This window comes from Pseudomonas sp. rhizo66 (assembly GCF_031931925.1).
Lineage (GTDB): Bacteria > Pseudomonadota > Gammaproteobacteria > Pseudomonadales > Pseudomonadaceae > Aquipseudomonas.
This window is the reverse complement of record NZ_JAUJWZ010000024.1, coordinates 30,788-56,048: the sequence shown is the minus strand read 5'-3', so window position 1 is coordinate 56,048 and position 25,261 is coordinate 30,788. Positions and strand designations below refer to the sequence as shown.

General features: G+C 60.3%; 23 protein-coding genes. 12 read left to right on the top strand and 11 right to left on the bottom strand.

Annotated elements, in window-relative coordinates:
• Positions 1–73: 73 nt before the first annotated feature.
• Genes QZR14_RS24605 through QZR14_RS24595 form a run of 3 tightly spaced genes read left to right on the top strand, consistent with a single transcriptional unit; the run spans position 74 to position 5,537 of the window.
• Positions 74–1,318 carry an exonuclease SbcCD subunit D C-terminal domain-containing protein gene (locus QZR14_RS24605; RefSeq protein WP_311997970.1) on the top strand — a complete coding sequence of 415 codons (1,245 nt, stop codon included), beginning with the start codon at positions 74–76 and terminating at the stop codon, positions 1,316–1,318.
• Positions 1,315–4,956: an AAA family ATPase gene (locus QZR14_RS24600; protein ID WP_311997969.1), complete on the top strand. Its 3,642-nt coding sequence runs from the start codon at positions 1,315–1,317 to the stop codon at positions 4,954–4,956. The genes QZR14_RS24605 and QZR14_RS24600 overlap by 4 nt, the downstream gene beginning before the upstream one ends.
• Positions 4,953–5,537: a glutathione S-transferase gene (locus tag QZR14_RS24595; protein WP_311997968.1), complete on the top strand. Its 585-nt coding sequence runs from the start codon at positions 4,953–4,955 to the stop codon at positions 5,535–5,537. Before QZR14_RS24600 ends, QZR14_RS24595 begins: the two co-directional genes overlap by 4 nt.
• Positions 5,538–5,588: 51 nt before the next feature.
• On the opposite strand, the gene QZR14_RS24590 is transcribed toward QZR14_RS24595, so the two are convergent.
• The 8 genes from QZR14_RS24590 to QZR14_RS24555 all read right to left on the bottom strand — a co-directional run bounded on the left by QZR14_RS24590 (position 5,589) and on the right by QZR14_RS24555 (position 12,348).
• A complete protein-coding gene (locus QZR14_RS24590; protein WP_095050108.1) occupies positions 5,589–5,846 on the bottom strand; it encodes a hypothetical protein in 258 nt (85 codons plus the stop codon).
• On the bottom strand, positions 5,843–6,055 hold the full coding sequence (locus QZR14_RS24585) for a hypothetical protein (protein ID WP_311997967.1): 213 nt from the start codon (positions 6,053–6,055) through the stop codon (positions 5,843–5,845). The genes QZR14_RS24590 and QZR14_RS24585 overlap by 4 nt, the downstream gene beginning before the upstream one ends.
• Positions 6,056–6,317: 262 nt before the next feature.
• Positions 6,318–6,497 carry a hypothetical protein gene (locus QZR14_RS24580; protein WP_007917967.1) on the bottom strand — a complete coding sequence of 60 codons (180 nt, stop codon included), beginning with the start codon at positions 6,495–6,497 and terminating at the stop codon, positions 6,318–6,320.
• Between the two features lie 156 nt (positions 6,498–6,653).
• Positions 6,654–7,829 (bottom strand): lactonase family protein, encoded by a 1,176-nt coding sequence (locus QZR14_RS24575; protein WP_311997966.1) that lies wholly within the window; start codon positions 7,827–7,829, stop codon positions 6,654–6,656.
• Positions 7,826–8,128, bottom strand: a complete 303-nt coding sequence (locus QZR14_RS24570) for a DUF5629 family protein (RefSeq protein WP_250605418.1) — start codon at positions 8,126–8,128, stop codon at positions 7,826–7,828. The genes QZR14_RS24575 and QZR14_RS24570 overlap by 4 nt, the downstream gene beginning before the upstream one ends.
• A 155-nt stretch (positions 8,129–8,283) precedes the next feature.
• The gene (locus QZR14_RS24565; protein WP_311997965.1) at positions 8,284–9,864 is read right to left on the bottom strand and encodes an aldehyde dehydrogenase (NADP(+)); all 1,581 of its coding nucleotides are present in this window, start codon (positions 9,862–9,864) and stop codon (positions 8,284–8,286) included.
• A gap of 9 nt (positions 9,865–9,873) precedes the next feature.
• A complete protein-coding gene (gene araD1 / locus QZR14_RS24560; RefSeq protein WP_250605420.1) occupies positions 9,874–10,866 on the bottom strand; it encodes an AraD1 family protein in 993 nt (330 codons plus the stop codon).
• Positions 10,867–11,025: 159 nt separating this feature from the next.
• A complete protein-coding gene (locus QZR14_RS24555) occupies positions 11,026–12,348 on the bottom strand; it encodes an MFS transporter (RefSeq protein WP_250605421.1) in 1,323 nt (440 codons plus the stop codon).
• Between the two features lie 193 nt (positions 12,349–12,541).
• Between QZR14_RS24555 and QZR14_RS24550 the strand changes: the two genes are divergently transcribed.
• Together QZR14_RS24550 and QZR14_RS24545 are read left to right on the top strand one after the other, a co-directional pair.
• Positions 12,542–14,278: an IlvD/Edd family dehydratase gene (locus QZR14_RS24550; RefSeq protein ID WP_007917984.1), complete on the top strand. Its 1,737-nt coding sequence runs from the start codon at positions 12,542–12,544 to the stop codon at positions 14,276–14,278.
• A 187-nt stretch (positions 14,279–14,465) separates the two neighbouring features.
• Complete coding sequence (locus QZR14_RS24545) at positions 14,466–15,185, top strand: FadR/GntR family transcriptional regulator (protein ID WP_064392969.1); 720 nt, start codon at positions 14,466–14,468, stop codon at positions 15,183–15,185.
• A gap of 440 nt (positions 15,186–15,625) precedes the next feature.
• Here the strand turns inward: QZR14_RS24545 and QZR14_RS24540 are convergent, their stop codons facing one another.
• Positions 15,626–18,010, bottom strand: coding sequence for an efflux RND transporter permease subunit (locus QZR14_RS24540; RefSeq protein ID WP_311997964.1), 2,385 nt, complete (start codon positions 18,008–18,010; stop codon positions 15,626–15,628).
• A complete protein-coding gene (locus QZR14_RS24535) occupies positions 18,007–19,050 on the bottom strand; it encodes a WD40/YVTN/BNR-like repeat-containing protein (protein WP_250605423.1) in 1,044 nt (347 codons plus the stop codon). The genes QZR14_RS24540 and QZR14_RS24535 overlap by 4 nt, the downstream gene beginning before the upstream one ends.
• Before the next feature lie 400 nt (positions 19,051–19,450).
• Here QZR14_RS24535 and QZR14_RS24530 point away from each other — a divergent pair, with 400 nt between their 5' ends.
• From QZR14_RS24530 to QZR14_RS24500, 7 genes are all read left to right on the top strand, one after another.
• A complete protein-coding gene (locus QZR14_RS24530) occupies positions 19,451–20,041 on the top strand; it encodes an amino acid synthesis family protein (RefSeq protein WP_007917992.1) in 591 nt (196 codons plus the stop codon).
• 31 nt (positions 20,042–20,072) lie between these two features.
• Positions 20,073–20,906, top strand: a complete 834-nt coding sequence (locus tag QZR14_RS24525) for an alpha/beta fold hydrolase (RefSeq protein ID WP_311997963.1) — start codon at positions 20,073–20,075, stop codon at positions 20,904–20,906.
• The gene (locus tag QZR14_RS24520; RefSeq protein WP_311997962.1) at positions 20,903–22,384 is read left to right on the top strand and encodes an aldehyde dehydrogenase; all 1,482 of its coding nucleotides are present in this window, start codon (positions 20,903–20,905) and stop codon (positions 22,382–22,384) included. The genes QZR14_RS24525 and QZR14_RS24520 overlap by 4 nt, the downstream gene beginning before the upstream one ends.
• 12 nt (positions 22,385–22,396) lie before the next feature.
• Positions 22,397–22,882: a flavin reductase family protein gene (locus QZR14_RS24515; protein ID WP_250605425.1), complete on the top strand. Its 486-nt coding sequence runs from the start codon at positions 22,397–22,399 to the stop codon at positions 22,880–22,882.
• Between the two features lie 130 nt (positions 22,883–23,012).
• Positions 23,013–23,417 (top strand): carboxymuconolactone decarboxylase family protein, encoded by a 405-nt coding sequence (locus QZR14_RS24510; protein ID WP_008088075.1) that lies wholly within the window; start codon positions 23,013–23,015, stop codon positions 23,415–23,417.
• 42 nt (positions 23,418–23,459) lie between these two features.
• Positions 23,460–24,212 (top strand): GntR family transcriptional regulator, encoded by a 753-nt coding sequence (locus QZR14_RS24505; protein ID WP_116256671.1) that lies wholly within the window; start codon positions 23,460–23,462, stop codon positions 24,210–24,212.
• Position 24,213: 1 nt separating this feature from the next.
• Entirely contained in the window at positions 24,214–24,777 is a 564-nt protein-coding gene (locus QZR14_RS24500; RefSeq protein WP_095050096.1) for an NUDIX hydrolase, read from the top strand.
• A gap of 123 nt (positions 24,778–24,900) precedes the next feature.
• On the opposite strand, the gene QZR14_RS24495 is transcribed toward QZR14_RS24500, so the two are convergent.
• On the bottom strand, positions 24,901–25,197 hold the full coding sequence (locus QZR14_RS24495; protein ID WP_311997961.1) for a DUF1330 domain-containing protein: 297 nt from the start codon (positions 25,195–25,197) through the stop codon (positions 24,901–24,903).
• Positions 25,198–25,261: the final 64 nt, after the last annotated feature.

The window sequence follows — 25,261 nt, the reverse complement described above, 5'->3', positions numbered from 1 at the left end:
GTAAACTCTCCCCTCTTTCGCCGCCCATCATTTCCTCGCGGCCATCACCTATTTAATTGTTGCGGAGTCCACCTTGCGTCTGTTCCACACCTCCGACTGGCACCTTGGGCAAAACCTGCACGGCCAGGAGCGCGATTTCGAGCATGCGTGCTTCCTCGAATGGCTGCTGCGCCAACTGCAACTGGCGCAGCCGGATGTGCTGCTGATCGCCGGGGACATCTTCGACACCGTCAATCCTCCGGTCAAAGCTCAGGAACGCCTCTACGACTTCATCGTCAGCGCCCACGAGCAGCAGCCGTTGCTGACCATCGTGATGATTGCCGGCAACCACGATTCCGGCTCGCGGATCGAATTGCCCGCGCCGCTGATGCGCCGTTTGCGCACCCATGCGCTGGGGCGGGTGTTGTGGCTGGATGACGGCCAACTGGATGCCGAACGCCTGCTGCTGCCGTTGCCGGATAAAACCGGTGAAGTCGCCGCGTGGTGCCTGGCGCTGCCGTTCCTGCGCCCGGCGGAGGTGACTGGCGCGCATCTGGGTGACAACTATTTGCGTGGCATCGGTCAGGTGCATGAATGGCTGATCGAAGCCGCCAACGCCAAGCGCAAACCCGGTCAGGCGTTGATCGCCATCAGCCACGCGCACATGGCTGGCGGCTCGGTGTCGGAAGACTCCGAGCGCAGCCTGATCATCGGCAACGCCGAAGCCCTGCCGGCCAGCCTGTTCGGGCCGAGTATCAGCTACGTCGCCCTCGGCCATTTGCACAAGCCGCAGAAGGTCAACGGTGAAGAACGCATTCGCTACAGCGGCTCGCCGATTCCGTTGTCGTTCTCGGAGATCAGCTATCAGCACCAGATCCTCGACGTCACCCTCGACGGCGAAACCCTGGTCAGCGTCGAGCCGAAACTGATCCCGCGCTCGGTCAATCTGCAACGCATCGGCCCGGCACCGCTGGCCGAAATCCTGCTGCAACTGGCCGACCTACCGAACATCGACTTGCTCGCCGAAACCCAACGCCAGCCGTGGCTGGAAGTGCGCGTCACCCTCGACGAGCCGCAACCGGATCTGCGCCATCAAGTCGAAAGCGCGCTGCAAGGCAAAGCCGTACGCCTGGTGCGCATCGCCGCCGAATACGCCGGCAACCGTGGTGTTGATGGCTCGGAGGACGGCAGCGCACTGATCGAACTCGACCAACTCACCCCGCAAGAACTGTTCAGCCGCGCTTGGCTCGACAACTACGGCAACGAGGTCGATGAGCAGACGCTGAAGGACTTCGCCGAACTGCTGCAGGACGTGCAACTGGAGGGTGAGCAGCCATGAAGATTCTCGCCATTCGCTTGAAAAACCTCGCCTCGCTGGCCGGGCCGTTCGAGATCGATTTCACCGCTGAACCGCTGGCCAGCGCCGGTTTGTTTGCGATCACCGGCCCGACCGGTGCTGGTAAAAGTACTTTGCTCGACGCCTTGTGCCTGGCGTTGTTTGGCGCGGTGCCGCGTCTGAACAACACTGGCCGTGACGCCAAAGTCCCCGATGCCGACGGCGAAATTGCCACCGGCGACCCGCGCACCTTGCTGCGTCGCGGTACCGGCGAAGGTTATGCCGAAGTGGATTTCGTCGGTGTCGATGGCCGTCGCTATCGGGCACGTTGGGAAGCTAACCGTGCGCGCGAGAAGGCCGGCGGCAAGTTGCAGGCCAGCCGGCAGAGCCTGCGCGACATCGATCAGGATCAACTGCTCGCCAGCCAGAAAGGTGAATACAAAACTCAGCTGGAAGCTGCGCTCGGCCTGAACTTCGAACAGTTCACCCGTGCCGTGCTGTTGGCCCAGAGCGAGTTCAGCGCGTTCCTGAAAGCCGACGACAACGACCGCAGCGAACTGCTGGAAAAACTCACCGACACCGCGCTGTACACCCGCCTCGGCCGCCGCGCCTTCGACAAGACCAAAGAGGCCCGCGAAGCACACAAGCTGTTGCAGGATCAGGCCACCGGCGTGACCCCGTTGGCGCCCGAAGCGCGGGCCGAGTTGGATGAGCGCTTCAATGCCGCGCAACAGCAAATGAAGTTGCAGCAGGCGCAGCTCAAGCAGCTTGAGCAACAGCACGGCTGGCTCAAGGATTTACGTGTGTTGCAGGACGCGCAGCAAGCCGCCGCTGAGCAACTGCACAGTGCCCAGCAGCAAGCGGAAGGTCTGGCCGGCGAACGGGTGAAACTGACGCGCCTGGAGCAACTCGGACCGCAACGGCATCAGTTCGCGCGCAAAAGCGAACTCGATGCGCTGTTGGCGCCGTTAGCCGCACAAATCGCCGCGCATACCCGGCAACATGCCGAACTGACTGAGCGCCAGACGCAGCTGGAACAAAACCTCGAGGCGGCGAAAGTCGCCCTGAGCGACGCGCAACAACGGCAAAGCGAAAACGCACCGCTGTTGCGTCAGGCCTTTGAAGAACAAAGCACCCTCGCCCGCTTGGCCAAGGATGTCGCGCAAAGCACCGAAGCCAAGCTCAATGCGCAGCAGGCTTGCACCGAGGGCCAGAATGCCATTCAAGCCTTGCAGGAAAAACAGACTCAGGTCGCCGAGCGCCTGCAGCGCATCGCCGCCGAACTTGAGCAAAGCGCTCATCTGGCGCCGCTGAGTGACGCGTGGAATGCCTACCGCGATCGCCTGCAACAGCTGATGCTGATCGGCAATCGCTTGAACAAGGGCCAAGCGGAACTGGCGAGCCTCGAAGAAAACGCCACCCGCAGCGCCGCAGAGCTGACCACGCAGAAACAGCAACTTGAAGTGCTGTTCAAGGAGGCCGGCGCCGAACCTGATGCCGTCGCCGAACAGATCGGCCTCCTTGGCACGCTGTTGCAGGACAACCGCAAGCAATTGCGCGCTTTCGAAGACCTGTCACGCCTATGGGCCACACAACAGGATCTCGACAAACGCAACAGTGAGCTGCAACAACGTCAGCTCAGCGCCCAGCAGGAACGCGAGCGGCTGACGCAGGATGGCGTGAAAACCAAAGCCGAGCTGACCGTCGCCGAGCAAACCCTTAACGTCACCCGCGAACTGCTTGAACGCCAGCGGCTGGCGCGCAGTGCCAGTGTCGAAGAATTGCGCGCGCAGTTGCAGGACGATCAGCCGTGCCCGGTCTGCGGCAGCAACGAGCATCCCTATCATCAGCCCGAAGCGCTGCTGCAAAGTCTTGGCCGTCATGATGAAAGCGAGCAGGCCAATGCCCAGAAAGTCGTCGATCAGCTCAAGGAAAAACTCACTGAACTGCGCGCCGAAGTCGTTGGCGTCATTGCTCAGCAGAAAGAATTGCTGCAACAGCAGGAACAACTGGTCAGCCAGCAGCAAGCCTTGGCGCCAAGCCTCGACGCGCATCCGCTGGCCGCGCAGTTGTTCAATCAGGACGCCGACAAGCGCGATGCCTGGCTCGCCCGACAAAACGAGCAACTGAACCAGAGCATCACTCAGGACGAACAACGCCAGAGCGCCCTGCTCACCCTGCAACAGGACGCCGCGCGGCTGACCCAGCAATTGCGCCAGGCCGAAACTGCGCACCAGCAAGCGGCGCAGCACCTGAGCAACCAGCAGCGCGAGCTGAGCAGCGACCGTCAGCGCCTCGACGAAGAACTCAGCGCGTTCGGCAATCTGCTGCCAGCCGACACCTTGGAAGCCTTGCGCCAGGAGCCGGCGGCGACCTTCATGCAACTTGACCGGCAGATCGCCGAGCGCCTGGCGCAGGTCGAGCAGCAGAAAGAAGAACTGGCCGAGCAGCAACAGCGGCAACAGACGCTGGAGAAAGAACAGGATCGCCAGCAGACCCGTGCACAACAGTTGCTCAGCGCCGAACAGCAATTCACTGCGCTGACCGAACAACAGCAAGCCTGCCAGCAGAAAGTCGCGCAATTGCTCGGCGAGCACAGCAGCGCCGAGCACTGGCAGCAGCAGCTTGAGCAAGCGGTCGAACAGGCGCGCAACAGCGAAACCGGCACCGCGCAGGAACTGCAAAACCTGCGCACGCAACTTGTGCAGATCGCCGCCGAACTCAAGGCGCAGCAGGAACGTTTGCAGGCGCTGCAAAGCGAAGAGCAGGATCTGGCCGGCAAGATTGCCGACTGGCGCGCCCGCCATCCGGAGCTGGATGACGGTGGCCTCGAAGATCTGTTACGGGTCGATGACGCGCAAGTCGCCGAACTGCGCCAGCGCTTGCAGCACAACGAAAAAGCCATCGAACAGGCCAAGGTGTTGCTGCAGGAACGTGACCAGCGTCTGCTCGATCATCAGGCCCAGCACAACGGCAACCTCGATGCCGAACAACTGGCCAGCGCCCTCACCGACCTGCAAAACCAGTTCACCGTCAGCGAGCAACAGTGCGCCGAACTGCGTGCCGAACAGGTCGAAGACCAGCGCCGGCAGAACGCCAATCAGGCGCTGGCACAGCAGATCGCCTCGGCCTATGCCGAATATCAGCGCTGGGCGCGATTGAGTGCCTTGATCGGTTCGGCGACCGGCGACACCTTCCGCAAGATCGCCCAGGCCTACAACCTCGATTTGCTCGTGCATCACGCCAACGTGCAACTGCGCCAACTGGTCAAACGCTATCGCTTGAAACGCGGCGGTAGCATGCTCGGCCTGCTGGTGATGGACACGGAAATGGGCGATGAGCTGCGCTCGGTGCATTCGTTGTCCGGCGGCGAGACGTTCCTGGTGTCGCTGGCGCTGGCGCTGGGTCTGGCATCGATGGCGTCGAGCACGCTGAAAATCGAATCGCTGTTTATCGATGAAGGCTTTGGCAGCCTCGATCCTGAGTCGTTGCAACTGGCGATGGATGCGCTCGATGGGTTGCAGGCGCAGGGCCGCAAGGTCGCGGTGATTTCCCACGTGCAGGAAATGCACGAGCGGATCCCGGTGCAGATTCAGGTGCAGCGTCAGGGCAACGGGTTGAGCACCCTGGAGGTGAAATGAACACGCTGTATTCCTTCCGCCGCTGCCCGTACGCGATGCGGGCGCGGATGGCGTTGCGCTATTCGGGTGTGCCGGTGGACATCATCGAAGTCAGCCTCAAGGCCAAACCGGCCGAGATGCTGGCGATCTCGCCCAAGGGCACAGTACCCGTGCTGGATGCCGGTGGCCGAGTGATCGACGAGAGTCTGGAGATCATGCGCTGGGCGTTGGCGCAGAATGATCCGCAAGATTGGCTGCTGGATGACGACTCACGGATTGCTGAATTGATCGACGCGAATGATCAGGGGTTCAAGCTGCACTTGAATCGCTACAAATACGCCGAGCGCTACCCGGAGCAGCCGATGGAAGTTTATCGGGCTGAGGGGGCGTTGTTCTTGCAGAGGCTGAATGAGCTGCTGACCGATCGTCAGTACTTGCTGGCCGATCATGCCAGCCTGGCGGATATCGCCCTGCTGCCGTTCGTGCGGCAGTTTGCGCATGTTGATCGTGAGTGGTTTGCGCAGACGCCTTATGTTCGGTTGCAGGCCTGGTTGCAGCGCTTCCTCGAATCCGAGCTCTTCACTTCGATCATGAAGAAATAACCCTTACCTTCCTGCTTTGATCGTTCCCACGCTCTGCGTGGGAACGATCAGTCAGGCCAGCGCGTTGCACATGCCGAGGGCCATGCAATCTATCTCGAATGGCCCGAGAAAGTCGGCCGAGACTTTCACCGGCGGATTGCCGGCCATCAGCCCCAAGGTATTCGCCCGTTCGATGTTGTGCGCGATATTGTGATTGGCCTCTATGGCTCTGGCCAATGCGCCCACCGAGCCCTGGCCGATGCCCAATAATGAAGCGCCGTTGGTGAAAAACGCCAAACCGGCGACTACCCAAAGTCTGTAGCCTTTCATGCTCCGCCGACTCCCGCGAGTTCGGCCCGGTCGACCATTACGCTTTGCGAGCGCAGTTCGAACTGGACGCCGGGGTGGGCGACTTGAATCGGTGCGTCGAAGCTGTGTTCCATCTGCGAGGCGATGCTGACGACCAGTACCACGGCCAGGTAAAGACCGATGGCCAGATAGGCGCCGCGTTTGGCTGAATGAAGGATTGCGCTGGCCATGGTGTTCTCCCGTGGGCATGTTTCGATGCCCACAGAATCGATCAAAAAAGCCGTGGCAACCACTCAGGGTTTTCCATAGTAAACATCAGCTTCGTTGATTATTTAGCCAGTCTATGGACGTGTTGCACATTCGCTATGGCACCGAGATTTTTTGCCCACGCAGGCGTGTAGGAGCTGCCGAAGGCTGCGATCTTTTGACGTTGAAGATCAAAAGATCGCAGCCTTCGGCAGCTCCTACAGGGAGTTGTTCGAAGCGGGCATTTCAGTGTTGGGCTTTGTGATCCAGGGCGGCGTAGAAGTTGGCGCTCTGTTGCAGGTATTTCTGGGTGTAGCTCTGGGTGTGGGATTTTTTGCTGTTGATTTCAACGTTGGCACTGGCTGGCAGCACAACGGTGGCAGAGATGGCGGAAGCGGCAATCACGGAGAAGAGATTGAAGTTCATGGCGGTAACCCTCGTGTTCGGTTGGCTTGTTTGCCCGGTTGGGCCGTGAAGCAAACTTAACGCTCGAGGGTTGATCGCTTGAAATGCTTTGTAGCATTACCGGATATCAGTGCGATTAATACAAAGAGACAGGCCCCGTAAACCGAGGCCTGTGGCTTATTGTCGCACTAGAAACTTGAGGTCGCTCGGCGCGTCCATCGGCAGTTTTTGCACGGTTTTGCCGAGCAGACCGGTTTTGCCATCGCGCTCGACGACGACAATCTGGTTGCTCTTCTGGTTGGCGATCAGCAGGAATTTGCCACTCGGGTCGAGGCTGAACTCGCGCGGGTGATCACCGTCCACCGAGCGTTTTTGCAGTTCTTTGAGCTGACCACTCGCCGGATCAATCGCAAAGACCACCAGTTGATTGGCGGTGCCACGGTTGCTGACGTAGAGGAACTTGCCATCCGCCGAAGCGTGCAGCGCCGCCGCAGCCTTGTCCGAAGTCGGCTGGCCAGCCGCCAGATCGACCAGTTGCGTCTGGGTCAGCACGCCGTCGTGGTAATCGAACACCGCGACCTGCGCGCTCATTTCCATGGTCAGCCAGGCGTGTTTGCCGTCAGCACTGAACAGCAAGTGACGCGGGCCGCTGCCGGCAGGCAACGGCACAGAAGCGGTTTTCGCTGGGGTCAGCGGCAGCTCTGGGTTGGCCTTCGGATCGAACTGGTAAATGAACACCTTGTCCGCGCCCAGATCATTGGAGAACACGTAGCGGCCATCCGGTGAAGAAACCGTCGAGTGCACGTGGTTCGAAGCCTGGCGCTCAGGATTGACCCGGCTCGCCGGGTGCGCGCTCATCTGCACCACCGGTTTGAGTTTGCCATCAGCACCGACCGGCAATACCGCCAGCGTTCCACCCGGGTCTTCCACCACCGAGTAGTTGCTGACGAACAGATGGCTGGCATCGCCGCTGAGGCTGGAATGAGTCGGCTCGTTGCCCAGGCTCTGCACTTGATTGATCAGGCTCAGGGCGTGGGTCTTGGGGTCGATCGAATAGCTGCTGACGCGACCGACCGGGTCTTTCTGGCCCGGGCCGTTTTCGTTGACCACGAACAGGCGCTGCTGGTCTTTGGACAGGGTCAGCCACGACGGATTTTCGCTCTTCACCACTTGCAGCGGTTTGGCGTCGATCTGGCCGGTGGCGCTGTCGAAGTTCATGCGATAGATGCCCTGACTGGTGCCAGCGGTGTAGGAGCCGACCAGCAACTGGAAAGTCTCAGCACTGGCCGTGGACAAGCCCATGGCGCCGACGCTCCCGGCCATCAACAGCGGCCAGAATTTACGCATTTTCATTGATTGTCATCCTCGTCGTCGCTGCTGCTGACTACGTCGCCATGACAAACCAGGCGGTGTTCGCCGATCGCTTTGGTTTCATTGAAATAGCCCACGATCAACCAGCTCTGTAAAGAGTCGTCGAAGGTTGCAGCGGCAACCTGCGCCGGCGTGAATTCCCAATGCTTGGCCGTATGACCATCGATGCATTCGATGTGCAGGTTGTCGTCTTCGTCGAGGGCGAATTCGAAGGCATGCAGGCCGTCGATTTCCACCATACCGCAGTGTTCGAGGGCGTTGAGAAGGGTTTGGGCAGTCATGGCAAACAGTCTTTCTAGGGGGGAAAGGGCCAATGATAGCTCATGGCGCTCCACTCCCGAGTAGGAGCTGCCGAAGGCTGCGATCTTTTGATTTTGTTTTTTTAGATCAAGATCAAAAGATCGCAGCCTTCGGCAGCTCCTACAGGGGTACCGTGTCAGAGGGCTTCGCGGCTAGGCTTGCCATCAACGAGGCGCTGGATACGCAACGGGTTGGCGTTTTTCAGCGGTTCCGGCAGCAAGCTGTCCGGGTAGTTCTGGAAGCACACCGGACGCAGGAAACGGTCGATGGCCAGCGTGCCCACTGAAGTGCCACGGGCATCGGACGTCGCCGGATACGGCCCGCCGTGCACCATCGAATCACACACTTCGACACCGGTCGGATAACCGTTAAGCAGAATCCGCCCGACCTTCTGTTCCAGCAGCGGTGTAAGTTCAGCAAACTGTTCAAAGTCCGCCAGCTCACCAATGATCGTCGCGGTCAGTTGCCCGTGCAGGCCATGCAGCGCGGCGCTGAGTTGCGCCTTGTCCGCCACTTCGACAATCACCGTGGTCGGGCCGAACACTTCTTCCTGCAACACTTCATCGCCATCGATCAACAGGCTCGCATCCGCCTTGAACAGTTGCGGTTGCGCCTGATTGCCCTGCTGCGGATTACCCGCCAGATGCTCGATGCCGGGATGCGCCAACAACTTCTGCAAGCCTTTGCCGTAGCCGCCGAGGGTGCCGGCATTGAGCATGGTTTGCGCAGGTTGATCGCCGATCAAACCGGCGACTTGTTGCACGAACGCCGTGAATTGTGGCGAACGGATGCCGATCACCAGACCGGGATTGGTACAGAACTGACCGCAGCCCTGCACCACCGAAGCGGTCAGGTCACGAGCAACGGTTTCCGAGCGTTCGGCGAGGGCCTGTGGCAGAACGATCACCGGGTTGATGCTCGACATCTCGGCGAACACCGGGATCGGTTGCGGGCGTGCAGCGGCCATGTCGCACAACGCCCGTCCGCCTCTGAGCGAACCGGTGAAACCGACCGCCTGAATCGCCGGGTGCTTGACCAGCCATTCACCGACGCCACCGCCGTAGATCATGTTGAACACGCCGGCCGGCATCGCAGTTTTTTCCGCTGCACGGATCAGCGCATCGGCGACCAACTCAGCGGTGGCCATGTGGCCGCTGTGAGCCTTGAACACCACCGGGCAACCGGCGGCGAGTGCCGAAGCGGTGTCGCCGCCAGCGGTGGAGAACGCCAACGGGAAGTTGCTTGCACCAAACACCGCTACCGGGCCGAGGCCAATACGGTATTGGCGCAGATCCGGACGCGGCAATGGCTGGCGATCCGGCAGTGGCAGATCAATGCGCGCACCGTAGAAATCACCCCGGCGCAGGACTTTGGCGAACAGACGCATCTGCCCGCTGGTGCGTCCGCGCTCACCTTGAATGCGTCCGGCGGGCAACGCCGTTTCGCGGCAGACCACGGCGACGAAATCATCGCCGAGCGCGTCCAGTTCATCGGCAATTGCGTCGAGAAATTGCGCGCGGCGTTCGGCGCTGAGGCTACGGTAAGCCGGGTACGCAGCAGCGGCAGCTTTGGCAGCGGCGTCGACTTCTTCAACCGTGGCTTGAATGAAATCGTGCGGCAATTGTTCGCCCGTCGTTGCATCGACGGATTGCAGTTTGACGTCGCCAGCAGCGCTGCGCTGACCGCCAATGTAGTTGTGACCGAGAATCTGAGTCATGGGATCTCCTTAAAGAGTGCCGATGCTGTCCGGCGCAAAAGCGGCGGTGATCGGCACGATGCCGTTGACCAGCGGGGCGCCGAATTCGGCCTGGCTGATTTCGAACAGGTCGCCCGGTTGCGTGCGGATGCCATCGGCGAACGACAGGGTCGCGGTGCCGAAGAAATGAATGTGCACGTCGCCCGGACGCAGGAACTGACGATATTTGAAGTGGTGGTATTCGAGGTTGGCGAGGCTGTGGCACATGTTCGCCTCGCCACTGAGAAACTCGTTTTGCCAGAGCACTTCGCCGTTACGCAGGATGCGACTGGTGCCTGCCAGATGTTGAGGCAGTTCCCCGGTGCGAAGTTCCGGGCCATAACTGCAACTGCGCAGTTTCGAGTGCGCGAGGTACAGGTAATTCTTGCGCTCCATGACATGGTCGGAGAACTCGTTACCCACCGCAAAACCGAGACGGTAAGGCTTGCCGTCGTGGCCGATCACATAGAGGCCGGCCATCTCCGGTTCTTCGCCGGCGTCTTCGGCAAACGGTGGCAGCGGGAACGGCTGACCGGGGCGCACAACGATGCTGCCATCGCCCTTGTAGAACCACTCCGGTTGCACACCGGCCTGCCCCGCCGCCGGCTTGCCGCCCTCCACGCCCCATTTGAAAATGCGCATGGTGTCGGTCATCGCCGCTTCATCGCCAGCCTGCTGGTGCATCTTGTCCCGCGCCGAAGCGCTGCCCAGGTGAGTCAGGCCGGTGCCGCTGACCAGCATGTGCGCCGGGTCCGGGTGGTCGAGGGGCGGCAGGATGCGCAGTTGCGACAGTAGCTCGGCATAGTCGTGGCTGCCGCCGAGGCCGAGGGTTTGCACGTGCTGCTCAAGGGAGTGGCCGGACTCGATGGCGGCCAGCGCCAGATCACGCACGCTGCGGGCGTCCTGCACCTCGCGCACCAGATCGTTGTCGACCACGCCGACGCGGCGCTCGCCGTTGCTTAATTCGAATTGAACCAGATGCATATGTCCTCTCCTGTCTACAAAACTTCGAAACACTGCAAAACCCTGTGGGAGCTGGCTTGCCAGCGAAAGCAATCTGTCTGACACATCTATGTTGGATGTGCCCCCGTCATCGCTGGCAAGCCAGCTCCCACAGGTTTAGTGGTGATTGGTGGTTGGGTTTCAGGTGCGCGTTGCGCCTCGGGCGCTGGCGGCGAATTGGTCAACCGGCAGGACGTGTTTGCGCTCAAGTACGCGATAGACAACGCCGGTCAGGATCAAGCCAAACACCATCACACCCGAGAGGAAGTACAACCCGGAAGCCAGATTGCCGGTGTACTCCTTCAACGCCCCAATCACGAACGGCCCGATATACCCGCCCAGATTGCCCACCGAGTTGATCAACGCGATCCCCGCCGCCGCACTCGCGCCAGCAAAGAACCGTCCCGGCAAGGTCCAGAACACCGCCGTGCAGGAAAACAGCGCGAACGCCACCAGACACAGCGCCGCCAGTTGCGCCACCGGCAACGACAGCCAGGCACTGAGAAACAGGCCAATCGCGCCCAGCACATAAAGAACAGCCAGGTGCCCGTAACGATCATTCAACCGGTCGGAACTGCGCGGCACGATCAGCAAACCGATGATCCCGAAGATGTACGGCACCGATGACACGAAACCGGTGACCAGATCACTGCCGCCAAACTGCTTGATCAGCGTCGGCAGCCACAGACCGAGGCCGTAAATACTCAACGTCACCGGCAGATAGAACAGCGCCAGCAGCAACACGCGTTTGTCTTTCAGCGCATGCAACGGGTTGCCGTGACGGGTTTGGCCGTATGCCTGCAGATCCTTTTTCAGCTCGCCGGTCAGCCAGTCTTTCTCTGCCTGATCCATCCATTTCACTTGCTGTGGGCCGTCCGGCAACCAGCGCAGCACCGGCCAGGTCAGCAGGATCGCCGGAGTGCCAATGACGATGAACAGCCACTGCCAGCCGTGCAGGCCAAGGACGCCGTCCATGCCGAGCAAGCCGCCGGACACCGGGCCGGTGATCATCATGGCGATGGGTTGCGAAAGGATGAACAGGCCGAGGATCTTGCCGCGATGGCGCACCGGGAACCATTGGGTGATGTAGTAGAGAACGCCGGGAAAGAACCCCGCCTCGGCCGCGCCGAGCAGAAAGCGCATCACGTAGAAACTGTGCGGGCCCTGGACGAAGGCCATGCCGATGGTGATCGCGCCCCAGGTAATCATGATCCGCGCAAACCAGCGTCGCGCGCCGAAGCGTTCGAGCATCAGGTTGCTGGGGATTTCGAAAAGGAAGTAACCAATGAAGAACAGCCCGGCACCGAGGCCGTAGGCGGCATCACCGATGCCGATGTCGGCGCCCATGTGCAGCTTGGCGAAGCCGACGGCGGAGCGATCCACGTAGGCGATCAGGTACAGCAGGATCAGGAAGGGAATCAGTTTCAGCGTAATGCGCCGGATTAGCCGCAGTTCCTGGCTCATGAGATCGGTCTCCGATTGTTGTTTTTATAGAACCTCGGGGGACGCCTCTCACGGTTAACCGTCAGGGCCATCCCTCCGTCGAAAACGACTATATAGTAATACTAATTCACCAACAACACTTCCAAACCTAGGATTTTGCGCTTAGATTAAGCCGTAGCTGGAACACTATAGTCATACAATAAGAGAATCGATCATGTCTGATAAGAAACCCACCCTGCGCTCCGCCCAATGGTTTGGCACGGCCGACAAGAACGGCTTCATGTACCGCAGCTGGATGAAGAATCAGGGCATCGCCGACCACCAGTTCCATGGCAAGCCGATCATCGGCATCTGCAATACCTGGTCGGAACTGACCCCGTGCAACGCGCATTTCCGCCAGATCGCGGAGCACGTCAAACGCGGGGTGATCGAGGCCGGTGGTTTTCCGGTGGAATTCCCGGTGTTCTCCAACGGCGAATCGAACCTGCGCCCGACCGCCATGCTCACCCGCAACCTGGCGAGCATGGACGTCGAAGAAGCGATTCGCGGCAACCCGATTGACGGCGTGGTGCTGCTGACCGGTTGTGACAAAACCACCCCGGCACTGTTGATGGGCGCAGCCAGTTGCGATGTGCCTGCGATCGTCGTCACTGGCGGGCCGATGCTCAACGGCAAGCACAAGGGCAAGGACATCGGTTCCGGCACCGTGGTCTGGCAGCTCAGTGAACAGGTCAAGGCTGGCACCATCACCATTGACGATTTCCTCGCGGCCGAGGGCGGCATGTCGCGTTCGGCGGGCACCTGCAACACCATGGGCACGGCATCGACCATGGCCTGCATGGCGGAAGCACTGGGCACTTCCCTGCCGCACAACGCGGCGATTCCGGCAGTGGATGCGCGGCGTTATGTACTGGCGCACATGTCCGGCATGCGTGCGGTGGAGATGGTTCGCGAGGATTTGAAACTGTCGAAGATTCTGACCAAGGAAGCCTTCGAAAACGCTATTCGTGTAAACGCTGCCATCGGCGGTTCGACCAACGCGGTGATCCACTTGAAAGCCATCGCCGGGCGCATCGGCGTCGAGCTGGATCTGGATGACTGGACCCGTATCGGCCGTGGCATGCCGACCATCGTCGACCTGCAACCGTCGGGGCGCTTCCTGATGGAAGAGTTCTATTACGCCGGTGGTTTGCCAGCAGTGTTGCGCCGCCTCGGTGAAGCCAATCTGATTCCAAATCCGAATGCACTGACGGTCAACGGCAAGTCGATCGGCGAGAACACCAAGGACGCGCCGATCTATGGCGAAGACGAAGTGATCCGCACCCTCGACAATCCGATTCGCGCGGATGGCGGCATCTGTGTGCTGCGTGGCAACCTGGCGCCACTGGGGGCGGTGCTCAAGCCGTCCGCCGCAACCCCGGAACTGATGCAGCATCGCGGCCGCGCCGTGGTGTTCGAGAACTTCGACATGTACAAGGCGCGGATCAACGATCCGGAACTGGATGTCGATAAGGATTCGATTCTGGTGATGAAGAACTGCGGGCCGAAGGGTTATCCGGGCATGGCCGAAGTCGGCAACATGGGCTTACCGGCCAAGCTGTTGGCCCAGGGTGTGACCGACATGGTGCGCATCTCTGATGCACGGATGAGCGGCACCGCCTACGGCACGGTGGTTTTGCATGTGGCACCGGAAGCGGCGGCCGGCGGGCCTTTGGCGACCGTGAAGGAAGGCGACTGGATCGAGCTGGATTGCGCCACCGGGCGTTTGCACCTGGACATTCCGGATGCTGAACTGGCAGCACGCATGGCCGACCTGCAGCCACCGCAGCAATTGTTGGTGGGCGGTTATCGTCAGTTGTACATCGACCATGTGTTGCAGGCGGATCAGGGTTGTGACTTTGATTTCCTCGTCGGCTGCCGAGGCGCTGAAGTGCCGCGCCACTCCCACTAACAGCGCAATTCTCCTGTGGGAGCGAGCCTGCTCGCGAAGAGGGAGTGTCAGTCGACATCTATTTGACTGATATGCCGCCTTCGCGAGCAGGCTCGCTCCCACATTTGGCTTGTGTGTCTGCCTCAAGATTGTGCCGTGCCTGCTATGATGCGCGGCATCTCCATCGCTCAGGATCGCGCCGCCCCCCATGGATTACCGCAAACCCTCCGACCGTAAAAGCATGCACTCGCGCATCGTCCAGGAACTGGGCATGCAGATCGTCTCCGGACGCTTTTTGCCCGACGACAAACTGCCCGCCGAAGCCCTGCTCTGCGAGGAGTACGCGGTCAGCCGGCCGGTGTTGCGTGAAGCCACTCGGGTACTGGTGGCCAAAGGGCTGGTGTATTCCAAACCCCGCGTCGGCACCGTCGTCAAAGCACGCCGTGAATGGCACATGCTCGACCCCGACGTCCTGCACTGGCTGATGCAAAGCAGCCCGCAGAATGAATTCTTCAATGTGCTGACCAGCGTGCGCAGCATCATCGAACCAGCCGCTGCTGCCCTCGCCGCTCAACATGCGACCGAGGCTGATATTGCGGCGATTGGTGAAGCGTATCAGCGCATGGAAGCCGCGCCGACGCCGGAGGCGTTGTTGCAGCCGGATCTGGATTTCCATAGCCGGATTGCCGATGCGACGCACAATGATTTGCTGGCGAATCTGTGCAACATGTTGTCGGTGGCGATTGCCGAGGCGTTGAAGCATTCGAATCAGCGGCCAAATCTGCATGAGTTGGCGTTGCCTCGGCATAAGGCGATTCTGACTGCCATCGAAAATCGTGATGCCCTTGGGGCTCGCCATGCGACGCTCGTGCAGCTGGATGATGCGCGCAGTGCTTTGAGTGTTGTGCTTGGCGCTGAACTGACTTAAGGCTTGAGACTGCTTGCCCTCACCCTAACCCTCTCCCAGAGGTAGAGGGGACCGATTGGGGGATATTCAAGAACTACGCCGACTTGAAAGATCTGCTGTGAATCCATAATCGACTCGGGATCTCAAGTCGAACAATCTGCTGTGAATCCATAATCGACTCGGTATCTCAAGTCGAACGATCTGCTGTGAATCCATAATCGACTCGGTATCTCAAGTCGAACGATCTGCTGTGAATCCATAATCGACTCGGTATCTCAAGTCGAACGATCTGCTGTGAATCCATAATCGACTCGGTGTTTCAGGTCGATGGATCAAGCCGCACACCTCGGTCAGTCCCCTCTCCCTCTGGGAGAGGGTTAGGGTGAGGGGCTCTTGATCTTGAGCCACAAAAAAAGCCGCAACCCCTCAAGGTTGCGGCTTTGTCGTTTCAGCCCTTCAGATCAATGCGCAAACAACGAATTGCCCTTCTGCCCCGCCAGTTTCTCCGGTTTGATCAGGAACTTCGCCAGGGCTGGCAGCAGCCACAGCGCACCGAACATGTTCCACAGGAGCATGAAGGTCAGCATCAGGCCCATGTCGGCCTGGAACTTGATCGCCGAGAAGATCCAGGTGCACACGCCGATCGCCAGGCACAGACCGGTGAACAGCACCGCTTTACCGGTGGACTTCAGGGTCTGGTAATAGGCTTCCTGCAACGGCAGGCCGGCGCGCAGGAAACTCTCCAGGCGGCTGTAGATGTAGATGCCGTAGTCGACACCAATCCCCACACCCAGCGCCACCACCGGCAAGGTCGCGACTTTCACGCCGATGCCCATGAACGCCATCAGCGCGTTGCCGAGTACCGAGGTCAGCACCAGCGGCAGGACGATGCACAGGGTCGCTGCCCACGAACGGAAGGTGATCATGCACATCACCGCCACGCAGATGTACACCAGAATCAGGATGGTCAGCTCAGCCTGTTTGATGACTTCGTTGGTGGCCGCTTCGATGCCGGCGTTACCGGCGGCGAGGATGAATTCCAGACCGTCCTTGTTGTTGTCCTTGGCGAACTCCTGCACCGCTTGCACCGCACGATCAAGTGTTTCAGCCTTGTGATCGTTGAGGAACACCAGCACCGGCGCGAGCGAGCAACTGTTGTTGTACAGACCGTCGGCGCGGGCAATCGAGTTGTTCAGCACGTCCGGGTTGCGCGACAGGGTTTCCCATTTCAGGTTGCCCTCGTTCATGCCCTTGATCATCTGCTTGGACACGGTCACCAGCGAGATCGCCGACTGCACGCCTTCGGTGTTCTGCATCTTCCACATCAACTGGTCGATCGGCGCCATGGCTTCATAACGCGAGCAACCTTCAGCCTTGGTCTTGACCATCACCACCAGTACGTCAGAGCTGGTGGAGTAGTTGCTGATGATGAAGTTGTTGTCCTTGTTGTAGCGCGAGTCCGGACGCAGCTCCGGCGCGCCCTGGTCGAGATCGCCGATTTTCAGGTTCTGGCTGTACCAGAGGCCGCCGCCGAAGGCGATCAGCGCCAGTACTACCGAGATGCGTGCGACTTTCGGGTTGGCGAAGTTCGACAGCAGGCGCCAGAACGGGTGCTCGCGGTTAGCGTCCTTCTTGCTCTTGGCAATCGCGCGCTTGCTGATGCCGACATAGGAAATCGCCACCGGCAGCAGGATCAGGTTGGTGAACACGATCACCGCCACGCCGATCGACGCGCCGATCGCCAGTTCACGGATCACGCCGATGTCGATGATCAGCAGCGTGATGAAGCCCACCGCATCCGCCAGAATCGCGATCATCCCCGGCAGGAACAGTTGCCGGAAGGTGCGCCGCGCGGCGGTCAGGGCGTTGTCGGCCTCGCTGGATTGCAGGGCGATGCCGTTGATCTTCTGCACGCCGTGGGAAATGCCGATGGCGAAGATCAGGAACGGCACCAGCATCGAATACGGATCAAGCCCGAAGCCAAAGAAGTGCATCAGACCAAGCTGCCAGACCACCGCCACCAGCGTCGTGCTCAACACCGCGATGGTGCTGCGTACGCAGTTGGTGAACCACAACAGAAGGATCAGGGTGATGACGAAAGCGATGCCGAAGAACAACACCACCATCACCAGACCATCGATCAGGTCGCCGACCTTCTTGGCGAAACCGACGATGTGGATCTTGACGTTGGGGTTCTGCGCTTCGAACTTGTTGCGGATCTTGTCTTCGAGTTCATGGGAGAACTTGCGGTAGTCCAGCGCGAGCAACTTGCCCTGGTCTTCCGGGTCCGGATAGGACTCCAGCAGCGGGATGTCGACGATGCTCGACTTGAAGTCGTTGGCCACCAGACGCCCGACCTGACCGGACTTGAGCACGTTGTTGCGCAGCAGGTCGAGGCTGTCCTGCGAGCCGTTGTAGCTCTGCGGGATCACTTCACCGCCGGCAAAACCCTCTTCGGTCACTTCGGTCCAGCGTACGCTCGGGCTCCACAGCGACTTCAGGCCGGAGCGGTCAACACCGGAGATGTAGAACACCTCGTCGTTGATCTGGCGCAGGGTCTCCATGTACTCCTTGGAGAAGATGTCACCGTCCTTGGCTTCCACCGAAATCCGCACGGTGTTGCCCAGGTTCGCCAGATCGTTGCGGTGCTCCATCATCTTCTCGATGAACGGATGCTGGAGCGGGATCATTTTTTCGAAACTGGTCGACGGCCGGATCAGTGTGGCCTGCCAGAACAGGAAAATGCTCACCACCAGGCAGATCAGGATCACGGCCGGGCGGTTGTTGAAGATCAGGCGTTCAAGAAACGTCGCCTTGTCCTGCTGAGGAGTGATCAAGGAAGTCATAGCCCCGCCTTCTTGTTATTGATCTCGGCACCATTTGGCAGTGTGGTGTGAAGGCCACCCTGCCCGGTCAGAATCAGGTTGCCGTCGCCGGCAGCGGTAACCGATGACAGCGAGATGCGGTCCGGGCGGTTGAACACGCTGAAGGTTTCGCCGTTGTCGCTGCTGCTGATCACCGAACCGCCGTTGCCGACGATGACAATCGAGCCGTCTTCGAGCAGCGTCGCACCGGACAGGCCGAACTCCAGCGCACCGCGCGCAGCTTTCAGTTCGACCTGCTCCCAGGTGCTGCCGAAATCGGTGGAGCGGTAGAGGTTGCCGCGCAAGCCGTAGGCCAGCAGGGTCTGCGCTTGCGCCGTGCCGATCACGCCGAACAGCGACCCCTCGTACGGGCCTTCGAGTTTTTCCCAGGTCTGGCCGTCATCGGCGGAGCGGAACATGCTGCCCGACTCGCCGACGATAAACAGCCCGGCGTCCTTCACCGCCGCGATGGCGTTGAGGTGGAATTGATCTTCATTGTCGAGGCGGTCGCTGACGTCTTGCCAGTTTTTACCACCGTCGGTGGTTTCCAGCAGTGCGCCATACGCGCCCACGGCAAGGCCGCTGTTGACGTCCTTGAACCAGACATCGAGCAGCGGCGACTCACGTTTGAGGTCTTCGAATTGCTTGGTCCAGGTCAGACCGCCGTCTGCACTGGCGAGGATTTGCGCGTCGTGGCCGACCGCCCAGCCGTGCTTGTCGTCGACAAAGTACACCGCAGTCAGCAGTTGCCGGGTCGGCACTTTGGCCTGCGTCCAGGTTTTGCCCTGGTCATCGGAATAGAGAATGTGCCCGCGATCGCCAACCGCGACCAGACGCGCGCCAGCGTGGACGACATCGAGCATCAGGCTTTTCGCGGCTTTGGCGGATTCGGTGGCATAGACCACGTCGGCGGGCGCCTCGGCGCCAATCACAGGTGCCGATAACGTGGCAAAGCCCAGCAGAGAGAGTGCTGTGGCCAGCAACGCGGTGTTGCGTAACGCCGGCGGGCGGCAACGACTCATAGACCTTCCCCTATTTATTATTGTTAGGCCATCTGGCCTTCAAGGGCGCCGCAAGTGTGCTCCGCTGATGGCTGGTCAGAAGCATAGTCCTGAAACCCGCAATCCAGAGCCACTTCGGAAGCTGGCTCATCCTATCGGGCTTTCGAAACGTCTGACAATCGGCGCCACGTTATCTTTTGTTAACCGAAAGCCGCTCTCTATAACAGATGAATTCCCTTGTGGGAGCGAGCCTGCTCGCTCCCACAGGGGTTAGGGGTGGTCTTGGGATTTGTGGTTGTCAGTGAATGCAGCGCCATTCGCCGGATGGATGCGGCAAATCTTGCGCGGGGGACTTGCACGATCGGTATTATGGTATACCATCAGACGCACAGACACTCTCAATCCCCCAACGGAGCAGCTCATGAGTTTCGAAATTCGCAAGATCGTCAGCTATGTCGAAGAAACCTTCATCGAAGGCGGCAAGGCCACTGACAAGCCAGTGACCATGGTCGGCCTGGCTGTGGTGATGAAGAACCCTTGGGTGGGCAATGGTTTCGTTGAAGACCTCAAGCCACAGATCCGCGCCAACTGCTCCGACCTTGGCGCGCTGATGGTCGAGCGTCTGGTGGGCATCATCGGCGGTGCGGAAAAAATCGAGGCCTACGGCAAAGCCGCCGTGGTTGGCGCTGACGGCGAGATCGAACACGCCTCCGCCGTGATCCACACCCTGCGCTTTGGCAATCACTACCGCGAAGCGGTCAACGCCAAGAGCTACCTGAGTTTCACCAACAAGCGCGGCGGCCCGGGCACTTCGATCCAGATCCCGATGATGCACAAGGACGATGAAGGTCAGCGTTCGCACTACATCACCCTGGAAATGCAGATCGAAGACGCGCCGCGTGCCGACGAAATCGTTGTCGTGCTGGGTTGCGCCGACGGTGGTCGCCTGCACCCGCGCATCGGCAACCGCTACATCGATCTGGAAGAACTGGCCGCCGAAAAAGCCCAGTAATCACAATAAAAAGGCATTGCAGGAGCGCTCCATGATTCGGCTCACCGCTGAACTCACCCCGGCGGGCACCAGTTACCTGGCGACCGGCCAAGGCCAGCCCGTGGTTTTGATCCACGGCGTGGGCCTGAACAAAGAAATGTGGGGCGGGCAGATTGTCGGCCTGTCCAGCCAGTACCGGGTGATCGCCTACGACATGCTCGGCCATGGCGCCAGCCCGCGACCGGCCAGCGGCACCGCCCTGCTCGGTTACGCCGATCAGTTGCTGGAGCTGCTCGATCATCTGAATCTGCCACAGGCAGCGGTGATCGGTTTTTCCATGGGCGGTCTGGTCGCGCGAGCGTTTGCCCTGCATTACCCGGAGCGCCTGCAAAGCCTGGTGGTGTTGAACAGCGTGTTCAACCGCAGCGAAGAACAACGTGCTGGTGTCATTGCCCGCACTGCGCAGGCCGCCGAACATGGCCCGGACGCCAACGCCGAAGCCGCGTTGTCACGCTGGTTCAGCCGCGAGTATCAGGCGGCCAACCCGGCGCAGATCGCCGCGCTGCGCCAGACTCTCGCTAATAATGATCCGCAAGGCTATCTGACTACTTACGAACTGTTCGCCACCCAAGACATGTACCGCGCCGACGACCTGGGCAGCATTCAGGCGCCGACGCTGATCGCCACCGGCGAACTCGATCCAGGTTCGACCCCGGAAATGGCCGAGCAACTGGCCCGGCGCATCCCCGGCGCGAAGGTTGCCGTGCTGGCCGAGCAACGGCATATGATGCCGGTAGAGTCACCGCGTCTGGTCAATCAGACGCTGCTGGAATTTCTCGAATTCGCACACTCCCGACAAAACCATATAAAGGGGATCGTTGCATGACACTCGCACGCTTCCAGATGTGCATCGGCGGAGAATGGGTCGACGCCCTTTCCGGCAAGACTTTCGAAAGCCTTAACCCTGCCTCCGCGCAAGCCTGGGCCGAACTGCCCGACGCTGATGAGGCGGACGTCGAACGCGCCGTGCAAGCGGCACAGACTGCTTTCGACAGCCCGGCATGGCGTGGGCTGACTGCCACCGCACGCGGCAAACTGCTGCGCCGTCTCGGTGATCTGATCGCGGAGAACAAGGAACAACTGGCGCAGCTGGAAAGCCGCGACAACGGCAAACTAATCCGCGAAACCCGTGGCCAGGTCAGCTATCTGCCGGAGTTTTTCCATTACACCGCCGGCCTGGCCGACAAGCTTGAAGGCGGCACCCTGCCGCTGGATAAGCCCGACCTGTTCGCCTACACGGTTCACGAAGCCATGGGCGTAGTCGCGGCGATCATTCCGTGGAACAGCCCGCTGTACCTGACCGCAATCAAACTCGCCCCGGCCCTCGCCGCCGGCAACACGATTGTGATCAAGCCATCCGAGCACGCTTCAGCGACCATTCTTGAGCTGGCGCGTCTGGCCCTGGAAGCGGGTATTCCGCCGGGCGTGGTCAACGTTGTCACCGGTTACGGCCCGAGCACTGGCGCCGCCCTCACCCGCCATCCGCTGATCCGCAAAATCGCCTTCACCGGCGGCGCGGCGACAGCCCGGCATGTGGTGCGCAGCAGCGCCGAGAACTTCGCCAAACTGTCGCTGGAACTGGGCGGCAAATCGCCGAACATCATCTTCGCCGACGCCGATCTGGACAGCGCGATCAACGGCGCGATTGCCGGGATCTACGCCGCATCGGGGCAGAGTTGCGTGTCCGGTTCGCGCCTGTTGGTGCAGGACGAGATCTACGACGAATTCGTCAGCCGACTGGTCGAACGCGCCCAGCGCATTCGCATCGGCAACCCGCAGGAAGACCACAGCGAAATGGGCCCGATGGCCACCGCGCAGCAACTGGCGGTGGTCGAAGGTCTGGTCGCCGATGCCATCGCCGAGGGCGCGCGCTTGCGTACCGGCGGCAAGCGCCCGACCGATCTCGGCGAAGGCTGGTTCTATGAGCCGACGCTGTTCGAATGCGACCGCAATTCGATGAAGATCATGCAGGAAGAAGTGTTCGGCCCAGTGGCTTCGGTGATTCGCTTCAAAGATGAAGCCGAAGCACTGGCGATCGCCAACGACTCGCAGTTCGGCCTCGCCGCCGGCATCTGGACCCGCGATCTCGGCCGCGCCCATCGACTGGCGCGTGATGTGCGCTCGGGGATTATCTGGGTCAACACTTACCGCGCGGTGTCGGCCATGGCGCCGATCGGCGGCTTCAAGAACAGTGGCTATGGACGCGAAAGCGGCATCGATTCGGTGCTGGCCTACACCGAACTGAAAACGGTGTGGATCAACCTTTCTCAGGCACCAATGCCTGATCCGTTTGTGATGCGCTAGGAGTCCTGCGAAATGATCGAACCCGGCATTTACAAAGACGTCATGAGCTCGTTCCCGTCCGGCGTCACGGTGGTCACCACCCTCGACCCGGATGGCGGCATCGTCGGCATTACCGCCAGCGCGTTCAGCGCGTTGTCGATTGATCCGGCGCTGGTGCTGTTCTGCCCCAACTATGCTTCCGACACCTACCCGGTGCTGCGTGACAGCAAGAAGTTCGCGATCCATTTGCTGTCCGCCGACCAGACCGCCGAGGCCTACGCCTTCGCCGGTAAAGGCAAAGACAAGGCCAAGAACATCGAGTGGCATTTGAGCGATCTCGGTAACCCGATTCTGGCCAAAGCGACGGCGATCATCGAGTGCGAGTTGTGGCGTGAATACGATGGTGGCGATCACGCGATCATCGTCGGCGCGGTGAAGAACCTGATCCTGCCCGCGCAACCGGTGACACCGATGATCTACCACAAAGGCAAGCTCGGGCCGCTGCCGACCCTGGCCTGAGACAACAATGCAAAACCCTGTGGGAGCTGGCTTGCCAGCGATGAGGGCTTAACATTCAACATTGATGTTGGCTGATAGTCCGTCATCGCTGGCAAGCCAGCTCCCACAGGGACTGAGGTGAGGCAAGAATATGAGTAACGAAAAGTACGAAAAAGGCCTGAAGATCCGCACTCAAGTGCTCGGCGAAGCCTACGTGCAACGTTCGATAGAGAACGCCGACGACTTCACCCGCCCACTCCAGGAAATGGTCACCGAATACTGCTGGGGCCATGTCTGGGGGCGTGAGGGTTTGTCGCTCAAGGAGCGCAGCATGATCAACCTGGCGATGATCTCGGCGCTCAACCGTCCGCATGAACTCAAGCTGCATGTGCGTGGCGCCTTGCGTAACGGCCTTAGTCGTGAGCAAATACGCGAAATTCTGCTTCAGGTCGGCATTTATTGCGGCGTTCCGGCGGCCGTGGACAGTTTCCGGCTGGCCCGTGAAGCCTTTGCCGAAGCCGACGCCGAGGCCCCAGTCAACCCCTCGGCTGTTTAGATGCCCGTCTGGCATGGACAGCCAACTTAAAGAGCGGACCCCATGAAACGCCAGCCACTCGATGACAGCTTCAAGGTCAATCGCAACCCCGTTACCCTGCGCGAAATCGTGCTGGACAAACTGCGTAGCGCGATCATGAATTTCCAGCTCATGCCAGGGGATCGTCTGGTCGAACGCGATCTGTGTGATCGCCTCGGCGTCAGCCGTACCTCGGTGCGCGAAGCCTTGCGCCATCTCGAATCCGAAGGTCTGGTGGAGTTCGCCGACGCCAAAGGGCCACGCGTGGCGATCATCACCCTCGCCGATGCGGTCGACATCTATGAGCTGCGCTGTGTACTCGAAGGCCTGATCGTCCAGCTGTTCACCCTGCGCGCCAAAGCCAAAGACATCAAAGCCCTGGAAAAAGCCCTCGACGACAACCGCAAGGCACTCAAGGACGGCGAACTGCAACAGGTAATCGACTCGGTGCAGGGCTTCTACGACGTGCTGCTCGAAGGCTCGGGCAACCATGTCGCGGCGACTCAGCTGCGTCAGTTGCAGGCGCGCATCAGCTACCTGCGCGCGACTTCGGTGTCCCAGGAAAACCGTCGCGGCGCGAGTAACCACGAAATGGAAAAAATGGTCGAGGCGATCAAAAGCGGCGATCCGCTGGCAGCGCATCAGGCCTGCGTCGATCACGTTCGCGCCGCTGCTGCGGTGGCGCTCGACTACCTCAAGCGCAAACAGGAAGAGACCGGCGCCACGCCGAACATCACCCTGCCCATCGCGCTGAAAGAACCCCGTATAGGTCACTGATATGTTCAGCCCGAGCTATTGCCCGAAATGCGGTGGCCCTGACCTCGGTCAGCAGGTGCCGCCGGGCGATACGCACGAGCGCCTGATGTGCCGCGGCTGCGGCTACATCCACTACGTCAATCCGAAGATCATTGCCGGCTGCATCATCGAGCAGGACGGCAAATACCTGCTGTGCCAACGGGCGATTCCCCCGCGCCCGGGCACCTGGACGCTGCCCGCAGGGTTCATGGAAAGCGGCGAGACCACCGAACAAGCGGCCATCCGCGAAGTCTGGGAAGAAAGCGGCGTGCGCGCGGAAATCGTCTCGCCGTACTCGATTTTCAGCGTGCCGAAGATCAGCGAGGTGTACATCATCTTCCGCGCCATTGCGCTGGAGATCACCGGGCAGTACGGCCCGGAAACCCTGGATTACAAGTTCTTCGCGCCGGAAGACATCCCGTGGGAGCAGATCTATTACCCGGCGATACGGCAGATTCTCGAGCGTTATATCGAGGAGCGTCAGGCTGGGGTGTATGGGATTTACATGGGCAATGATGACAGCGGCAAGATTCACTTCATCCGCTGATTTCCAGCATTAACCAATCACTGTAGGAGCTGCCGAAGGCTGCGATCTTTTGACTTTGTTTTTGGAAACAAGATCAAAAGATCGCAGCCTTCGGCAGCTCCTACAGGGGTGTAGTGGTGTCGCTTAGATTGGGGCGATGCCTTCAACGATGATGATTTGCGCCCTCGCCCATTCCTCGCGATAACTCTTCGCCTCCTGATACGCCGCCGAGTGGTAGCACGCCACAGCCTTCTCATAGCTCTCGAACTCGATCACCACGCTGCGTTGCGGCGTCTTGCGCCCTTCCATCGCCTCGCTGCGCCCGCCTCTGGCCAGAAACTTCGCACCGAATTCTGCGAACGCTGCCGGCGCGCGCTGGGTGTATTGGCTGTAGTGATCGGCATCGGCTATATCCACATGAGCAATCCAGTACGCCTTCATAGTGACCTCTTTGTTGATTTTGTATTATGGTATACCAATATATTTCCAACGAACCCTGAGAGTC

Bases quoted from the DNA above. Each gene is read 5' to 3' on its own strand.
- QZR14_RS24590 (WP_095050108.1), bottom strand. From the start codon at position 5,846: ATGAAAGGCTACAGACTTTGGGTAGTCGCCGGTTTGGCGTTTTTCACC.
- QZR14_RS24545 (WP_064392969.1), top strand. From the start codon at position 14,466: ATGGATTACCGCAAACCCTCCGACCGTAAAAGCATGCACTCGCGCATC.
- QZR14_RS24575 (WP_311997966.1), bottom strand. From the start codon at position 7,829: ATGAAAATGCGTAAATTCTGGCCGCTGTTGATGGCCGGGAGCGTCGGC.
- QZR14_RS24585 (WP_311997967.1), bottom strand. From the start codon at position 6,055: ATGGCCAGCGCAATCCTTCATTCAGCCAAACGCGGCGCCTATCTGGCC.
- QZR14_RS24495 (WP_311997961.1), bottom strand. From the start codon at position 25,197: ATGAAGGCGTACTGGATTGCTCATGTGGATATAGCCGATGCCGATCAC.
- QZR14_RS24595 (WP_311997968.1), top strand. From the start codon at position 4,953: ATGAACACGCTGTATTCCTTCCGCCGCTGCCCGTACGCGATGCGGGCG.
- QZR14_RS24570 (WP_250605418.1), bottom strand. From the start codon at position 8,128: ATGACTGCCCAAACCCTTCTCAACGCCCTCGAACACTGCGGTATGGTG.
- QZR14_RS24580 (WP_007917967.1), bottom strand. From the start codon at position 6,497: ATGAACTTCAATCTCTTCTCCGTGATTGCCGCTTCCGCCATCTCTGCC.
- QZR14_RS24550 (WP_007917984.1), top strand. From the start codon at position 12,542: ATGTCTGATAAGAAACCCACCCTGCGCTCCGCCCAATGGTTTGGCACG.
- QZR14_RS24525 (WP_311997963.1), top strand. From the start codon at position 20,073: ATGATTCGGCTCACCGCTGAACTCACCCCGGCGGGCACCAGTTACCTG.
- QZR14_RS24520 (WP_311997962.1), top strand. From the start codon at position 20,903: ATGACACTCGCACGCTTCCAGATGTGCATCGGCGGAGAATGGGTCGAC.
- QZR14_RS24500 (WP_095050096.1), top strand. From the start codon at position 24,214: ATGTTCAGCCCGAGCTATTGCCCGAAATGCGGTGGCCCTGACCTCGGT.
- QZR14_RS24505 (WP_116256671.1), top strand. From the start codon at position 23,460: ATGAAACGCCAGCCACTCGATGACAGCTTCAAGGTCAATCGCAACCCC.
- QZR14_RS24600 (WP_311997969.1), top strand. From the start codon at position 1,315: ATGAAGATTCTCGCCATTCGCTTGAAAAACCTCGCCTCGCTGGCCGGG.
- QZR14_RS24535 (WP_250605423.1), bottom strand. From the start codon at position 19,050: ATGAGTCGTTGCCGCCCGCCGGCGTTACGCAACACCGCGTTGCTGGCC.
- QZR14_RS24565 (WP_311997965.1), bottom strand. From the start codon at position 9,864: ATGACTCAGATTCTCGGTCACAACTACATTGGCGGTCAGCGCAGCGCT.
- QZR14_RS24515 (WP_250605425.1), top strand. From the start codon at position 22,397: ATGATCGAACCCGGCATTTACAAAGACGTCATGAGCTCGTTCCCGTCC.
- QZR14_RS24555 (WP_250605421.1), bottom strand. From the start codon at position 12,348: ATGAGCCAGGAACTGCGGCTAATCCGGCGCATTACGCTGAAACTGATT.
- QZR14_RS24530 (WP_007917992.1), top strand. From the start codon at position 19,451: ATGAGTTTCGAAATTCGCAAGATCGTCAGCTATGTCGAAGAAACCTTC.
- QZR14_RS24540 (WP_311997964.1), bottom strand. From the start codon at position 18,010: ATGACTTCCTTGATCACTCCTCAGCAGGACAAGGCGACGTTTCTTGAA.
- araD1 (WP_250605420.1), bottom strand. From the start codon at position 10,866: ATGCATCTGGTTCAATTCGAATTAAGCAACGGCGAGCGCCGCGTCGGC.
- QZR14_RS24510 (WP_008088075.1), top strand. From the start codon at position 23,013: ATGAGTAACGAAAAGTACGAAAAAGGCCTGAAGATCCGCACTCAAGTG.